Source organism: Streptomyces sp. NBC_01288, from assembly GCF_035982055.1.
GTDB lineage: Bacteria > Actinomycetota > Actinomycetes > Streptomycetales > Streptomycetaceae > Streptomyces.
The window spans coordinates 2,589,546-2,604,291 of the sequence record NZ_CP108427.1 but is presented as its reverse complement, the minus strand read 5'-3'; the positions used below and the strand labels follow the sequence as shown (position 1 = coordinate 2,604,291).

Genomic DNA, 14,746 nt, shown 5'->3' with positions numbered 1-14,746 from the left:
AGGGCGGAACGGTTCGCCTGGCGGCGGAGGCCTACGGTCCGGATATGACCGTGTCAGCACAGTCGCCCCAGTCGTCCCAGCCGTCCGGCTCCTCCCGGGTTCCCGGGCCGCCCGCGTCCTCGCGGTCGTCCGAGTCCGTGCCGCCGCAGGGGCGGTCGCCCGAAGCCGCCTCGCGCCGGGCCCGGCCCGCGCCGGAGCCGTCGGCCGGCGTCGCCCCGCCGTCGTCGCGGACGCCCGAGCCGACGGGCCCCGGACGCGTCGAGGCGCACCCCGACCGGCCGCACCTCACCGAGCTGCGGCTGTCGGCGTTCGCCACGCACCGGGGTGCCGGATTCCCGCTCGGTTCGCTCACCCTCTTCGCCGGGCCCAGCGGCTGCGGCAAGACGAGCGCGCTGCGCGCGTACGAGGCGCTCGCGCGGCTCGGCGGCGGGAGCGAGGTGGGGGAGGTGTTCCCGGACCCGGTCGCCTGTGTCCCGGAGCGGGCCCGGCCCGACGCCCAGCGCCGACGCGGGTTCAGGATCGGCTGCACGGCGGACGGGCCCGAGGGTCCGGTACGGCTCGACGTCGCGGTCCAGGCCGAGCCCGAACTGCGCATCGTGGGCGAGCGGTTGACGTCGGGCGGCCTGGTCCTCCTGGAGACCGCGCTGCGCGACCCGTCGCGCCGCTTCGTGCAGGCCGCCTGGCATACGGCGGGTTCGTCGCCGGTCACCCGCGCACCCCTGCCGGACGACCGGCTCGGCACCGCCCTGCTGCCGTTACGGGTCGCGGGCAAGACCGACGGGCAGCGTCAAGTCCTCGCCGCCGCCGAGCAGATGGTGGTCGCCCTGCGCTCCGTCTTTGCCTGCGATCCGGTACCCGAGCGGATGCGCGATGCCGTGCCGATCGGTGACGGGCGGCTGCTGCGGGACTGCGGCAACCTCGCCGACGTGCTGTGGCGCACCCGGTCCGAGTGCGGGCGACGGCACGGGCAGCTCGTCACGGCGGTGCGCACGGGGTGTGCCGGGCCGGTGGTGGACGTCCTCGCGGAACCGCTGGCCGACGGCATGCTCCGCGCGGTGCTCGACCGGGGCGACGGACTGCGCACCACCTTCGAGCGGCTCGGTGACGGTGAACTCCGGTACGCGGCACTGGCGTTGGTGCTCCTCACCGGTCCCGGTGTCCTGGAGGTCGACCCGCCCGGCGAGGTCCCGGCCGCGATGCAGACCTTGACCGTCCTCGCCGACGGCCTCGACCGGGGAGTGGACGTTCGGCAACGGGCCGAACTGCTGCGGCTCGCGGCGCGGATGTGCGAGCGCGGGCACATCCGGCTGGTCGGCGCGGTGAGCGACGCGTCCTGGGCGACTCAGATCGATGGCGTCACAGTGGTAGACCTGGACCCGTGACAGAACATCTCGACGTGGCGAAACTGCAGCGCAGACTGGCCGAGTTCGCGGCCGCGCGGAACTGGCAGCCCTACCACACCCCCAAGAACCTTGTCTCCGCGCTCAGTGTGGAGGCCTCCGAACTCGTCGAGATCTTCCAGTGGTTGACCCCCGAGGAGTCGGCGCGGGTCATGGACGACCCGGACAGCGCACACCGGGTGCGGGACGAAGTCGCCGACGTCCTCGCGTACTTGCTCCAACTGTGCGAGGTGCTCGGCATCGATCCGCTGGCGGCGCTGGACGCGAAGATCGACCGGAACGAGGGCAGGTTTCCGGCGCCGTAGCCGACAACTCGTAGTCGTAGCCGACCGTTTGTTGGAGTCGGGGCGTCCATTTTCACTCTCCGGAGTCGTTCATCTGTCCGCAACCGATTTGTTGTCCACAGATTTCCGCCTTCCTCTGGCTTTTCGTCTCAGGGACTCTCACTCTGGGTAGTGGACAGGGGAGTTCGGGCGGACGTGCGAACAGCACGTCGGGATATGACAGGGGCAGCGCATGGACGCGATGCGGCTCATCGTGACGAGCAGGCGCGCCCTGGCCGGAAGCGGTGACGTGCCGGAGACCCTGACGGAGGTGTGGCAGGCGCAGGCGCTCGCCCAGGCGATAGGCAGCCGCCTCGCGGTCTTCGGGCCACCCGAACTGCGGGGCGAGGCACTGGGGTTGACCGAGTTGGCGGGCCGGGGCTGCGGAGTCCTCGACACTCCGGTACTCGCCATCGAGGACTTACGTGCGGCCCAGCTCACGGAGCTGGGCGACGCCCGGCTCGCCCTGCTGTGTCTGGGCGGGCTGCTCGGGGAGGTCGGTATCGCCCTCGTGGGGATCGCCTGCGCGGCGGACGACGAGGGGACGTACTGGCAGTGCATGGAGGCGATCGACGCGGCGGACGAGTCCCGGGACCGGGTGTTGGAGATGCTGCGCAGACTGGCGGACCGGGAAGCTGCGGCGATACCGGAGCGGGAGGCGGGGTGACGGTGCGGGGGAGCGCCTTGGGGGTTGAGGTTCGTAGGGTCTGCGCGACGCCGTCGTGGCTGGTCGCGCAGTTCCCCGCGCCCCTTTAAGGGCGCTTCACACGATCCGTGTCGTCCATCGACGTCGACTGTAGGTCCGCGTCCAGGGCGGACAGGTCCGCGTTCAGGGACGCCATCAGCTCTTCCATCTGCTGCAACAACCCCTTGGGTTGTGCAGGTCCACCCTGCTGCGGCACGGCTTCTTCGGACATGACGGCCTCCTCGGCCCGTTGCCTCCCCGGCGAGGAGGAGGCGGGAATCCGGGCGGTCCGGCTCCGCCCGAGCCAACGATCATCAACGGGGCCGGTCACTGGCGCGGGCGCCCCCCGTGCGCACGGTTGACGCAATTTCACCCGACCGGGCACGAGATGGGCCGTAGGGACCGATGGGGTTGACCGGGACCCGAGCGTGCAGGATGGAACCATGGATCTGCGCATCTTCACCGAGCCCCAGCAGGGGGCGACCTACGACACCTTGCTCGCCGTGGCCAAGGCCACCGAAGACCTCGGGTTCGACGCCTTCTTCCGCTCCGACCACTACCTCGCCATGGGCTCCGGCGACGGGCTCCCCGGTCCCACCGACGCCTGGATCACCCTGGCCGGACTCGCCCGCGAGACCAAGCGCATCCGCCTGGGCACCCTGATGACGGCCGGCACCTTCCGGCTCCCCGGCGTCCTCGCCATCCAGGTCGCGCAGGTCGACCAGATGTCAGGCGGCCGGGTCGAACTCGGCCTGGGCGCGGGCTGGTTCGAGCAGGAGCACACGGCGTACGGCATCCCGTTCCCGAAAGAGAAGTTCGCGCGCCTGGAGGAGCAGCTGGCGATCGTCACCGGCCTGTGGGCGACCAAGCCCGGCGACACCTTCGACTTCCACGGCACGCACTACGACCTCACCGACTCGCCCGCGCTGCCCAAGCCGACGCAGGCGAAGATCCCCGTGCTGATCGGCGGCCACGGCGCGAGCCGTACCCCGAAGCTGACGGCGCGGTTCGCCGACGAGTTCAACATGCCGTTCGCCTCGATCGAGGACAGCGAGCGGCAGTTCGGCCGGGTCCGCGCCGCCGCCGAGGCGGTCGGCCGCAAGGCCGACGACCTCACCTACTCCAACGCCCTCGTGGTCTGCGTCGGCAAGGACGACCAAGAAGTCGCCCGCCGCGCCGCCGTGATCGGCCGCGAGGTCGACGAACTCAAGGAGAACGGCCTGGCGGGCACCCCGTCCGAGGTCGTCGACAAGATCGGCGGCTACGCCGGGATCGGCGCCCAGCGCATCTACCTCCAGGTCCTCGACCTCGCCGACCTGGACCACCTGGAGCTGATCTCGGCCCAGGTGCAGACGCAGCTGTCGTAGACGACGTACGTGACGCGGGCGGGGTGTGGAGCCCCGTCCGCCGCACCTACCCCTCTCTGAAAAAGTGTGACACTTTCGGCGAAACTGACACACTTTTTCAGGACACCTAGCTCCGTGCCCCCGCCCCGGCGGAGGCCGCCGCAGGCACCCCCGCATCCACCGGGACCCGTCGCCCCGGCAGGAACGCGGCCAGCGCCAGGGCCGCGAGCGAGGCCGCCGAACCGATGCCCATGATCACGCGGAAGCCGTTGTGGGAGGGGACGGTGAGGGAGCCGAAGCTCGTCGTCATGTGGGCCAGGACGACTCCGGCGACGGCGCTGGAGGCGGACGTACCGATGGACCGCATCAGGCTGTTGAGGCTGTTCGCGGCGGCCGTCTCGGACAGCGGCACGGCGCCCATGATGAGCGCGGGCATCGCGCCGTAGGCGAAACCGACCCCCGCGGAGATCACGCAGCACACCACCACGACCTGCCAGACCGCGGCCATCATGACGACCCCCAGCCCGTAACCGGCGGCCACGATGAACGCGCCCAGCATGAGGGTGATCTTGGGGCCTGCCGTCGCCGAGATCCGGGCGGAGAGCGGTGCGGTCGCCATCATCACCAGGCCGGAGGGGCCGAGCGCGAGCCCCGCCGCGAGCACGGTCTGGCCGAGGCCGTAGCCGGTGGACGTGGGGAGTTGGAGGAGTTGCGGCACGGCCAGCGACATCGCGAACATGGCGAAGCCGAACACCACGGACGCGAGGTTGGTGAGCAGCACCTGGCGGCGCGCACTGGTGCGCAGATCGACCAGCGGCCGTACGGTACGCAGCTCCCACCAGCCCCACACCAGCAGCACCACAACCGCCATGGCGAGCAGGCCCGTTGTCGTACCGCTGCCCCAACCCCAGTCCGCACCCTTGGAGATGGCCAGCAGCAGACACACCAGACCGATGGACATCCCGACGCCGCCGACCACGTCGAACCGGCCGCCGCTGCGCACCGCCGACTCCGGTACGAGGGTCACGACGAGCGCGGCCACGACGGCACCGAGCACCGCCGCCGTCCAGAACAGCACGTGCCAGTCCGCCTTCTCGGCGATGAACGCGGCCGTCGGCAGCCCGAGCGCACCGCCCACACCCAGCGACGCGCTCATCAACGCCGTTGCCGATCCCAGCCGTTCGGGCGGCAGTTCGTCCCGCATGATGCTGATGCCGAGCGGGATGACGGCCATCGAGACGCCCTGGAACGTGCGCCCGACGATCATCGGCACGAGTGTGTCGCTGAGCGCGCCGATCACGGACCCGACGATCAGCAGCACCAGGCTGAGCAGCAGCATCCGCCGCTTGCCGTACATGTCCCCGAGCCGCCCCACGACCGGGTTGGCGACGGCACCGGCGAGCAGGGTCGCGGTGATGGCCCAAGTGGCGTCGGACGGCGAGGAGTTCAGCAGCTTGGGGAGTTCGGGCACGATCGGGATGATCAGCGTCTGCATCAGCGAGACGGTGATCCCGCCGAGGGCCAGGACCCAGACGACGGCGCCGGAGCGCGACGGTCCGACCCCCTCGACGGGAACGGGTGGGGAGGGAGAGCTGGACGCGGACATGGCGAAGCCTCCGGCTGATGCGTGCTGGTGCGTGCGACACGGGGCTGAACGAAATGAGTCTGGCATATTTTTCGTATGACGTACGCAAAATAGGCGGAGGCGGGTTCGGGAACTGTCGGAGCGGTAGCCTTCCCCTGTCCGGGCACCGCTGTCGCGGACGGAGAGGTACGGCGGATGACGCAGGTGGCGACGGGTTCCGGCCGCAGGGGCAGGGGGCGCCCGCCCCGGCTGTCGCGGGAGCGGATCGTCGAGGGCGCGGTCGAGGTACTGCTCGCCGAACCGGCCGTCTCCCTCACCATCAAGCGCGTGGCCGACGTCGTCGGCGCCGCCCCCATGGCCCTCTACCGCTACTTCCCCGACCGCGACGCCCTCCTCCAGGCGACCGCCGACCACGTCCTGGAGGCCATGGAGCGCGCCCCGATCGCCGACGGCCCCTGGCCGGACCGCCTCCGCGCCTGGATGCGGGCGGCCCAGGCCAACCTCCGCCCCTACCCCCAGCTCATGCCGTACATGACGACCACCCGGCACCCCGCCTGGCTCCCCGGCCTGACCCGCCTGCGCGAGATCCTCACCCCGGCCGGCCTCTCCGCCGAGGACCTGGCCCTCGCCGTGGCCCTCATCTCCTCGACGATGCTCGGCCACGCCGTCTATGACGGCTACCGCAGACCGGACGAGGAGATGACGGCCCTGCTCGACGAACTCCCCGGCCCCGACCCCACGGCGGACGCCCTGCGCCCTCTTCTCGCCGGGCTTCCCGCCGCCCACGCGCGTCTCTACGACACGATCCTCGACCAGACGGTCACGACGGTGGAGCGGCTGGCGGGCGGGGCGTCGGGCTGAGATCGGCGGGTCGTTCCGCCGTGCGGATACGGGGACTTGGGCGGTCGGCGTACCGTACGGTGCGGTTGCAGGACCGGTGCGGGGTGGGGGAGGGCGTGTGAGCGAGCAGTTCGGTGGGCGTGGCGCTGTCGCGGATGCCGGGGCGGCGGCGGGCGGCGCGATGGTGGTGGTCGAGGATCTGCGCCGTACCTACGGCAGTGGCGACACGGCTGTTCATGCCCTGCGCGGTGTCTCCTTCAGCGTGCCGCGCGGTGAACTCGTCGCGCTCCGGGGGCGATCCGGGTCCGGGAAGACCACCGTGCTCAATCTGGTCGGGGGCCTCGACACTCCGGACGGCGGCCGGATCACCCTGGACGGCACGGACTTGGCCGGGCTCGGTGACGACGGGCTGCTGGCGCTGCGCCGGGACCGGATCGGCTTCGTCTTCCAGTCCTTCGGGCTCATCCCGATCCTGACCGCCGCCGAGAACGTCGGGGTGCCGTTGCGCCTGCGGAAGGCCCCGACCCGTGAACGCGAGGCCCGCGTCGAGCTGTTGCTGTCCCTGGTCGGCCTCTCCGACCACGCGGACCAGCGCCCCGGCGAACTGTCCGGCGGCCAGCAGCAGCGGGTCGCGATCGCCCGCGCGCTCGCCAACAACCCGGCCCTGATCATCGCCGACGAACCCACCGGCCAGCTCGACGCGGACACCGGTCTCACCGTGATGGACCTGCTGCGTGCGGTCGTCCGCAGTGAGTCCGTCACCGCGCTCGTCGCCACCCACGACACGCAACTCCTCGCGCTGGCCGACCGGGTGCTCGAACTTCGGGACGGACGGATCGTCGAGGACGACTGACCGCGTCGTCGGTCTTCCGCACTACCCTGGCGGCTGCCCGACATCGTTATCGGCATCCGCAGACTTCACTTCATCGCCTCTCATCTCCTCGGGGGACCGTGTGGCAGTTCACCAACAGCCCACCGGGGCACCGGACTTGGACGAGCTGCGTCGGCGGGCCGCCGAGGCCGCGGTGCCGCGACGTGAGGAGGGGCTGGTCGTCTGCGAGAACCTGGTGCGGATCTACCAGACCGAGGGCGTCGAGGTGCAGGCCCTCCAGGGGCTCGATCTGGCCGTGGCCCAGGGCGAGATGATCGCGGTGATCGGTGCGTCCGGTTCCGGTAAGTCCACCCTGCTGGGCATCCTCTCCGGCCAGGACGTGCCGACCGCGGGTGCGGCCGAGGTCGCCGGGCACGACCTGCTGGCGATGAAGCGCCGGGAGCGGCTCGCCTACCGTCGCGGCACCGTGGGTTTCGTCTGGCAGCAGACCTCACGGAACCTGCTGCCGTACCTCTCGGCGGCCGAGAACGTGATGCTTCCGATGACGTACACCGGGATCAAGCGTTCCCAACGCCGGGCGCGCGCGGAGGAGTTGCTCGACCTGCTGTCCGTGGGCCACTGCCGGGACCGCATGCCCGACACGCTCTCCGGCGGTGAGCAGCAGCGGGTCGCCGTCGCCGTGGCCAATGCCAACGAGCCCCGGGTGCTGTTCGCCGACGAACCCACCGGCGAACTCGACACCGCCACCAGCGACGAGGTCTTCGCCGCGCTGCGCCGGGCCAACGAGGAGTTGGGCGTCACCGTGATCGTGGTGACCCACGACGCGTTGGTGTCCGAGCAGGTCCAGCGGACGGTACGGATCCGCAACGGCCGTACGTCCACCGAGGTGTTGCGCCGGGTCGCCACCGGCGACGACGGTGTCGAGGTGCTCACCGCCGAGGAGTACGCGGTACTGGATGCCAGCGGGCGGCTGCAACTGCCGAGCGAGTTCACCGAGCGGCTGCATCTGCGCAAGCGGGTGCGGCTGGCTCTGGAGACCGACCACATCGGCGTATGGCCCGACGAGGCGGCGCGGCGGGCGAAGTCCGAGGCGGACGGCGCTGACGGCACGGAGAGTAGGCGGTAACCGGCTTGCCCCCAGCGGGAGTTCAGGGCAGCCGAAGCACGGCTCCCAGGCGGCGCCTGCGGGCGAGCACCGTCTCGGTCGCCGCGGCCGCCAGGATCAGCGCGGTCACGCCGGCGACGAGGGCCAGGGTCAGTGAGTAGTCGGTGTGCAGGGCCGGTTGGGCCGGGCCGCCGGTGAACTGTCGTAGGTCCAACGTCCCTGCCAGCAGCCGGGGTTCGAGCAGGCCGAGGAGTGTGCCGCCCACCGCTGAGGCCACGGCCAGCGGCAGTAGTTGCAGGAAGTGGATCGCCCCGGCCTCCTTGCCGCCGAGTCCGAGTGTGCGCAGGAACGAGGTGGTTCGGCCGCGTTCGTGGGAAGTGAGGGTCAGTTCCAGGGCGAGCGCGAGCAGGCCGGACAGCGCGGCCAGGATCGAAGTGATCGTGTAGATCGTGCCGAGGCCCTGGGTGAGGCCGTCCGCGCGCAGGGTGCTCAGCGTCTCCGTGCGGACGCGGATCTGGGCCAGCGGCCCGAGCGTTTTGGCTGCCGCCGACCGCAGTGCCGCGGGACCGTCGCCCTTGAAGAGCAGGACGGTACTGCCCGAGTCCTGCTTGGGCAGGAGGTGGTCGGCGCCGGCGGTGGTGATCAACAGCGGTGTCCCTGGGGGGAGTTGCGCCGTGATCGGGCCGAGGAGGGGGTCGCGCAGTTCGGCGGTGGTGAGGGTGCCGACCGGTTTGAGGGTCAGGTTCACCGGGGGATGTCCCTGGGTCACCACGGTGGTGGTGAAGCCACCGGCGCGCTCGCGCGTCCGCAGGTCGGGCGAGAGGAGGGACGGCAGCGGGACACTCGCGTCCACCCGGGTCCCCGACGGGATGGTCAGTCCGGACAGCAGGACAGCGGCCAGCGGTGACTTCGGGGCGACGGCGGCCAGTTGACGAGGATTGACGGTGACCACGGCGACCTGCGAGGCCACCGCACCGTCGGCCTGCCCCGCGAGGTCGAGGGTGCGCAGATGCTGGAAGGCGGTCCGGATGCCGGTCGGGGCGACAGTGATGGACCCAGCCGGCGTCACCGTCCCCGCCACCGTCGCGCTCGCGTCAGCCCCGGTGGTCCACGCCGCCCCCGCGGTCAGCCCCTCGTCGACCGTACGCTGCACCAGGCCCCCGAACACCGCCGTGCCCAGGGTCAACACCAGGACGAACAGGGCCAGTCCGGTCGCCGGGGCGTCATGCGCGGCCCGGGCCGCGCCCACGAAGCCCACCACGCCCCGGCCGCGACGGGTCTGCCGTAGCACCATGCGGAGCACGAACGGGTAGACGCGCAGCAGGATCAGTACGACGGCCAGTGCCACCAGTACCGGTACCGCGCCCAGGATTCCGTCGGGGCCCTGTGAGCGGAGCGCGAGCACACCCGCCGCAGCTGCCAGCAGCACCGTCAGTTCCAGGACCACGCGTCGGCCCACGGCGGTTCTGCGGCGCGTGCGGCGCAGGCGGCCGGGGCGGCGGGGTTCGCGGACCGCCGGCCAGGTCATCAGGGGCACCGTCAGCAGCACCACCGCGGTGACGAGGGCGGCGGGCGACGGTTGCGGTGATCCGGATGTGCCGGTGGGGGCGAGGGCCCGGCCGGTCGCCCAGCCGAACAGCGCGGCTACCAGCACCACCGGCCAGGCCACGGCGCAGCGCAGCAGTACCAGCCGGGCGGTGGACGCGCCCCGCGCGCGCTGCAACCGCAGGTGTGGCCGGCGTCGGCGCAGCAGCAGCCGTACCGCTACGGCGACGGTGGCCAGCGCGACCGCGGCGAGCGCGTCGACGGCGTATGTCGCGAGGGCTCGGGCCTGTTGGTCCTGGGCCGTGAACGTGGTGAGCAGCGGGGTCAGGGAGTCGGTCACCAGCAGGGACTGGGTGGACTGGCCGCCGACCTGGCAACTGATGTCGCCGGTGACCCAGTCACTGCCCCGGCACAGGGCGGCGCTCAGGTCCGCGCTGTAGTGGGACAGGGGGCCGGTGAGTGCGCGGGCCCGGTCGAGCGCGGCCCCGGACAGGTCGGCGCGCAACTGCCAGGTCACCCGGGGGCCGCCCACCCCGACGCCGGCCAGCAGGTCGGCGGCGTCGCGACCGACGAGGCCTCGGACGGCGAGCACGGTGCCGGTGGAGCGTTCCGCCGGGTAGCGCGAGGGCTGGTCCAAGGTCTCGCGGCCGGTCCAGAAGCCGTCGGTCGCGGTCGTGGTGCGGTAGACGCCGCTCACCACCAACTCCGCTTGTGGGGCTGAGATTTGTGCCCCCGGCGTCTTGGCGAACTCCAGGCTCAGCCTGCTGCCGACCCGGACGCCCAGCGCCTGCGCGGTGGCCTGCGAGAGGCCGATCTGGGGTGCGGTGGCCGGCGGTGTGTGGTCGGCGGGCGCGTGACCGCTGACGTAGCGGAGATGGGTCCGCGCGGACGGCAGGTAGCCGGCCGTCAGTTGGGTGCTGGTGTTCGCCGGGCCCGGCGGGCGGGGCGAGAGCAGGGACGCCGGGTCGTAGTCGTAGCTGCCGCCGCCGGTGAAGGACAGGTGCCGCGCGGCGGCGCCGCTGAGCGGGTGGGTGAGGGTGCGGCCGGCGGCGAGCAGGGCGGCCATGTCCAGAGTGGGCGGTGAGGTGTTGAAGATCTCCGGTGTGGTGCTCAGGCTGATGAGCGGGGCTTGGGCCTGCGCGGCTTCGACGCGTTGCCGCAGCGCCCGGTCCTCCTGGCGGCCCGCGAGGGCGGGGGCCCATGCACACAGCGCGGTCAGCACCAGGACAAGTACCGCCAGGCAGACCAGCATCGGCAGGTCCCCGCGGGTCTCCTTGCGGATCAGACGCCGGGTTACCGCCGGGCCCGGCTTCACGGGTCGTGCCACCACCGCGTCCGTGTCCATGGTTCGGGTCACCGTCTGCCCATTCCTGTCGCGCTCGGTCCCGTGGGTCGTGTCAACGCCGCGTCTGTAGCTGCAAGTTGGGTCATCGCCCGGTCTCTCCGGCGATGCCCGGCTCCACGGGGCGCCTCAACTCCCCGTGTGTGCACGCGGGTCGGGTCACCGTCCGCGCTCTCCGATCGGGCCTACGACTCAACGGTCCTCCCCCGCCCGCAACACCCGCACCAGATCCACCCGGGCCAACAACCGCGCCAGCCCCAGCACAACCGCGCTGATGGCCAACGCGGTTGCCACCGCCGTCAGGGCCACCGTGCCCCAGGGAATGACCTGTGGCAGCGGCGGGTACGGGGCCTCTCCGCTGTCGTCCACGGTGACCAGTGGCAGTACCGCCGACGCCAGCGCCATCCCCATCAACGCCCCCGGCACCACCGCGAACAGCGCCAACCCCACCTGTTCGGCGCCCAGGAGCGCGGACAGGCTGGTGGCGCGGACGCCGATCGCGCGGAGGAGGGCGAACTCCTTGCGGCGCTGCCTGGTGGAGACCACCGCGTGGACGGTGAAGGCGATGACCGCGAAACCGGGGGCCAGGTAGCGGACCAGTTCCAGTACCCGGCGCAGGCCGGCGCGGAACGGGTCGGCCTGCAAGGACGCGGCGGTGCGTGCCGTGGTCGTGACGCTGCCCAGCGCGGGCTGTGCCTCGGCGGCAGCGGCCGTACGCGCACTGTCGGTGCTGTTCAGCCACCAGAACGCGGGGTCGTGCTGATCGGCACCGGCCAGGGTGAGCGCGGCGGCGAGTTGGCGCTGGTCGGCGATCAAGTGGCCCTGTCCGCGGCCCAGTCCGGGCGGTGAGTCGACGCGGCCCACGATCTTGGCGGTGATCCGGCCGCCGCCCAGGTCGAGTGTCGTGGTGCTGCCCAAATGCAGGCGGGCGGCGCGCAGCGTCGAGGCGTCGGCGCGTACCGGAAGCGGTGCCGGACCGCCCGCCGGGCCTGCCACGAGCCGTACCTGGCTGCCGGGTTGCGTGGCGTAGTCGCTGTCGGCCAGGCCGCCGAAGGCGTCCGAGGTCGCCTGGGAGGGGTGGATGCCCGTGCTGACCGTGGTCCGGAGCACGGCCGAGCCGCCCGGCACAATCGCGCACACCCCGGGGGTACCGGGGTTGTAGGTGTCGGTCAACTTCCCTTTGCACGCCCCCTCGGTGGAGTCGGCGGCGTGATCCGTACCGTCGAACCAGGCCTGCCCGCCGGGCAGTTGGGAGGCCCAGGTGTCCGCGGTGTCCGAACTGCCCGCACTGCCGCGCGCACCGACCCGCATCACGTCCAGGTCCAGCCGCGCGGGACGGACATTCGGCTGCGGCAGGACACTGACCGCCGTCACCGTCAGCGGATACGCCCGCGGATGGCCCCCGCTCAGCGCCACGGCCAGCGGGACCACGACCGTGCGTCTGGCCCCGTCGGCGCTGGGCAGGCGCGCCGACACGACGCTGACCAGGCCGGACGCGTCCTGGACGGCGAGTTCGAGGCTCGGCGCCACGCGGCTACCGTCGCTGCTCAGCCGCTCGTCCAGCAGGAGTGCGGTCGGCCGCCCGGGGAGCCGTATGCCGGGGACGACCGGTGACGGGGTGCGGGGCGCGGGTCCGCCGATCGTGCCGACCAGGTCCTCGGTGGCGCCGCCGGGCAGGTTCACCGTCGACCGCGTCACCGGTGTCACGCCGGTCACCCCCGGCAGCGCGCGATAGGCGGAGCCCAGCACGGCGGAGGGGTAACCGTCGTCCGCCGACGGGTCGATCCGCACATCCGCGCCGACGGTGAACGCGGCCTCCTCGGACGCCAGTCCGCCCAGACAGGCCAGCGCGGTGGTGGCGAAGGCGCTCACCGACACGGCCAGGCACATCAGCACCACCGGTCCCGCGTTGCGCGCGGCCCGCCGGCTCAACTGCCAACCGGCCAGGGCGAGTACGAGCCCTTTGCTACGCCGCCCGAACGCGTCCAGCAACAGCGACGTCAGCGGCAGCAGCCGGAGCAACAGCAGTGCGGCGGCGCCGGCCACCAGCGTCGGCACCAGGACCAGCACCGGGTCCGCGGACGCGCTGCCGGTGCCCACGTCGGCGATCAGCGAGTGGTGCCGCCGCAACTCCAGGTACCCCAGGGTCGCCACGGCCAGCAACGCCAGGTCGGCGCCCAGCCGTTGGGCGGCGGCGGCCCGCGCGCCGCGCGCCGGCCGCGACCGCGCCGACGGCAGCACGGGCAGCAGCACCGCCGCCGCGTGCACCAGCAGAGTCAGTCCTACGGCCGCCCACGCGTCGGCGCCCCGGGTGCCGGGGTGCAGCAGCCCGGCCAGGAAGGGCGCGGCCACGGCGGCCGGTACGCCGGTGAGCGCCCACTCGGCTGCCGCGCCGCGCAGCAGCCTCAACGTGCCCGCGCCCCGGGCCTGTTGGAGGGCCAGTTCGTCGCGGCGGCGCTCGGTCAGTTGGCGGGCGGCCAGGACCAGGGTGGCCAGGGCGAGGACCGCGAGCAGCACGCTCGGCAGGTACAGCGAGGAGCGGGCCGCGACCGTCGGGACCGTCAAGTCGTCGATGGCGCCGGGCAGTCCGGAGGCCACGGTCAGGTCGTCCAACGACGGCTGCCGGCCGCCGAACACCGACACCCCGCTCTGGCTGCCGGAGAAGGCGCGCAGCCGGTCGTGCAGTCCGGCGAGGCTGTCCGCGTCGAGCCGGGAGAGGTCGGGCTGCACGCTCCAGTGGGCCGTCAGATGGCCGTTGAGGACGGCGCTGCCGTTGAGCGCCGACGCCGAGACCACCAGCAGGTCCTGGTCGGCGGTCTCGCCCTCGGTCAGGTCGCCGGCCATCGCGGGCCAGAACCCGACGGCACCGGTAGCCCGGAAGACCCCGGTGACCCGCAGCGTCATGGGGCGGTTGAAGGCGTCCTGCACCCGAAGGCTCGAACCGGGCCTGATACCAAGGCGTTTGGCCAGGGGCTCGGGAATCGCCGTGTCGACCGGCGCGGTGGACCCGGTGGCGACCGGGACATCCGGCAGCGAGGTGAAGGCACCGGCCGGGGCGTCGCCCGTACCGGCGGGCCACCGCCCGGCCACCAACTCCCCGAACCCGCCCCCGTCCTGAACCGCGACCGGATGCAACCCGCTGCCCCCAGGACCACGCGGCGGCCCCACGACCCCGTCGATCCCCGTCACCGAGACCGGCGACGTACCGAGCAGCCCCACATACGTCCGCTGCGGCACCCCGGCGAACACCCGCTCCGCGGCGGCCCGCACATCCCGGTCGGCGACGGCCATCCCCCCGGCCCGATAGGCCGCGTTGACGTTCACCTGTGCACCGAGATCCCCGGCCAGCCGCCGTACGGCCCCGGCCTGCACCGAACTCCCCGCCAGCGCCGCGAGCGCGGCCAACGCCGTCGCACACAACAACACGGTCACCGAGACAGCGGCCAACACCAGCCCGTGCTGCCCGGCCCGCCGGGCAACTGCCGGGACCCGCCGCCGAGTTGGGCCCGGAACATCCGGCCGACGCCGCGGCGAGGACGTGAAGGCCGTGGCGACCACATGAACCCCCGCAGAATCGAACATGTGACGGTGACGGCGCGCCACAGTCCTACCAGCCGTGCCCCGACGCCGCAAGAAACGCTGATCGTCACGGCTGCCCGGCGGGGGGAGTACACGAGGAAAATGCCTGAGTACGCCAGGGACGTTCGCTGTACGTTGGGCGGGCGCCCCGAGTTCCGCGGTGG

General features: G+C 72.4%; 11 protein-coding genes. 7 read left to right on the top strand and 4 right to left on the bottom strand.

The window, feature by feature from the left end:
- Positions 1 to 44: 44 nt before the first annotated feature.
- The 3 genes from OG194_RS11110 to OG194_RS11100 all read left to right on the top strand — a co-directional run bounded on the left by OG194_RS11110 (position 45) and on the right by OG194_RS11100 (position 2,390).
- Positions 45 to 1,382: an ATP-binding protein gene (locus OG194_RS11110; protein WP_327400703.1), complete on the top strand. Its 1,338-nt coding sequence runs from the start codon at positions 45 to 47 to the stop codon at positions 1,380 to 1,382.
- The gene (locus OG194_RS11105) at positions 1,379 to 1,705 is read left to right on the top strand and encodes a nucleotide pyrophosphohydrolase (RefSeq protein WP_327400702.1); all 327 of its coding nucleotides are present in this window, start codon (positions 1,379 to 1,381) and stop codon (positions 1,703 to 1,705) included. Before OG194_RS11110 ends, OG194_RS11105 begins: the two co-directional genes overlap by 4 nt.
- A 211-nt stretch (positions 1,706 to 1,916) precedes the next feature.
- Positions 1,917 to 2,390, top strand: coding sequence for a DUF6099 family protein (locus OG194_RS11100; RefSeq protein WP_327400701.1), 474 nt, complete (start codon positions 1,917 to 1,919; stop codon positions 2,388 to 2,390).
- 85 nt (positions 2,391 to 2,475) lie between these two features.
- On the opposite strand, the gene OG194_RS11095 is transcribed toward OG194_RS11100, so the two are convergent.
- Positions 2,476 to 2,640: a hypothetical protein gene (locus OG194_RS11095; protein ID WP_327400700.1), complete on the bottom strand. Its 165-nt coding sequence runs from the start codon at positions 2,638 to 2,640 to the stop codon at positions 2,476 to 2,478.
- 211 nt (positions 2,641 to 2,851) lie between these two features.
- Between OG194_RS11095 and OG194_RS11090 the strand changes: the two genes are divergently transcribed.
- Positions 2,852 to 3,775, top strand: coding sequence for an LLM class F420-dependent oxidoreductase (locus OG194_RS11090; RefSeq protein ID WP_327400699.1), 924 nt, complete (start codon positions 2,852 to 2,854; stop codon positions 3,773 to 3,775).
- A gap of 106 nt (positions 3,776 to 3,881) precedes the next feature.
- Here the strand turns inward: OG194_RS11090 and OG194_RS11085 are convergent, their stop codons facing one another.
- Positions 3,882 to 5,360 (bottom strand): MFS transporter, encoded by a 1,479-nt coding sequence (locus OG194_RS11085; protein WP_327400698.1) that lies wholly within the window; start codon positions 5,358 to 5,360, stop codon positions 3,882 to 3,884.
- Positions 5,361 to 5,534: 174 nt separating this feature from the next.
- Between OG194_RS11085 and OG194_RS11080 the strand changes: the two genes are divergently transcribed.
- The 3 genes from OG194_RS11080 to OG194_RS11070 all read left to right on the top strand — a co-directional run bounded on the left by OG194_RS11080 (position 5,535) and on the right by OG194_RS11070 (position 8,137).
- A complete protein-coding gene (locus OG194_RS11080; RefSeq protein ID WP_327400697.1) occupies positions 5,535 to 6,200 on the top strand; it encodes a TetR/AcrR family transcriptional regulator in 666 nt (221 codons plus the stop codon).
- Positions 6,201 to 6,360: 160 nt separating this feature from the next.
- Entirely contained in the window at positions 6,361 to 7,032 is a 672-nt protein-coding gene (locus tag OG194_RS11075; RefSeq protein ID WP_327407037.1) for an ABC transporter ATP-binding protein, read from the top strand.
- A gap of 100 nt (positions 7,033 to 7,132) precedes the next feature.
- On the top strand, positions 7,133 to 8,137 hold the full coding sequence (locus OG194_RS11070; protein WP_442811532.1) for an ABC transporter ATP-binding protein: 1,005 nt from the start codon (positions 7,133 to 7,135) through the stop codon (positions 8,135 to 8,137).
- A gap of 22 nt (positions 8,138 to 8,159) precedes the next feature.
- Here OG194_RS11070 and OG194_RS11065 read toward each other — a convergent pair whose 3' ends face one another.
- Positions 8,160 to 11,018, bottom strand: a complete 2,859-nt coding sequence (locus tag OG194_RS11065; RefSeq protein WP_327400696.1) for a hypothetical protein — start codon at positions 11,016 to 11,018, stop codon at positions 8,160 to 8,162.
- Between the two features lie 177 nt (positions 11,019 to 11,195).
- Positions 11,196 to 14,585 carry an ABC transporter permease gene (locus OG194_RS11060; protein ID WP_327400695.1) on the bottom strand — a complete coding sequence of 1,130 codons (3,390 nt, stop codon included), beginning with the start codon at positions 14,583 to 14,585 and terminating at the stop codon, positions 11,196 to 11,198.
- Positions 14,586 to 14,746: the final 161 nt, after the last annotated feature.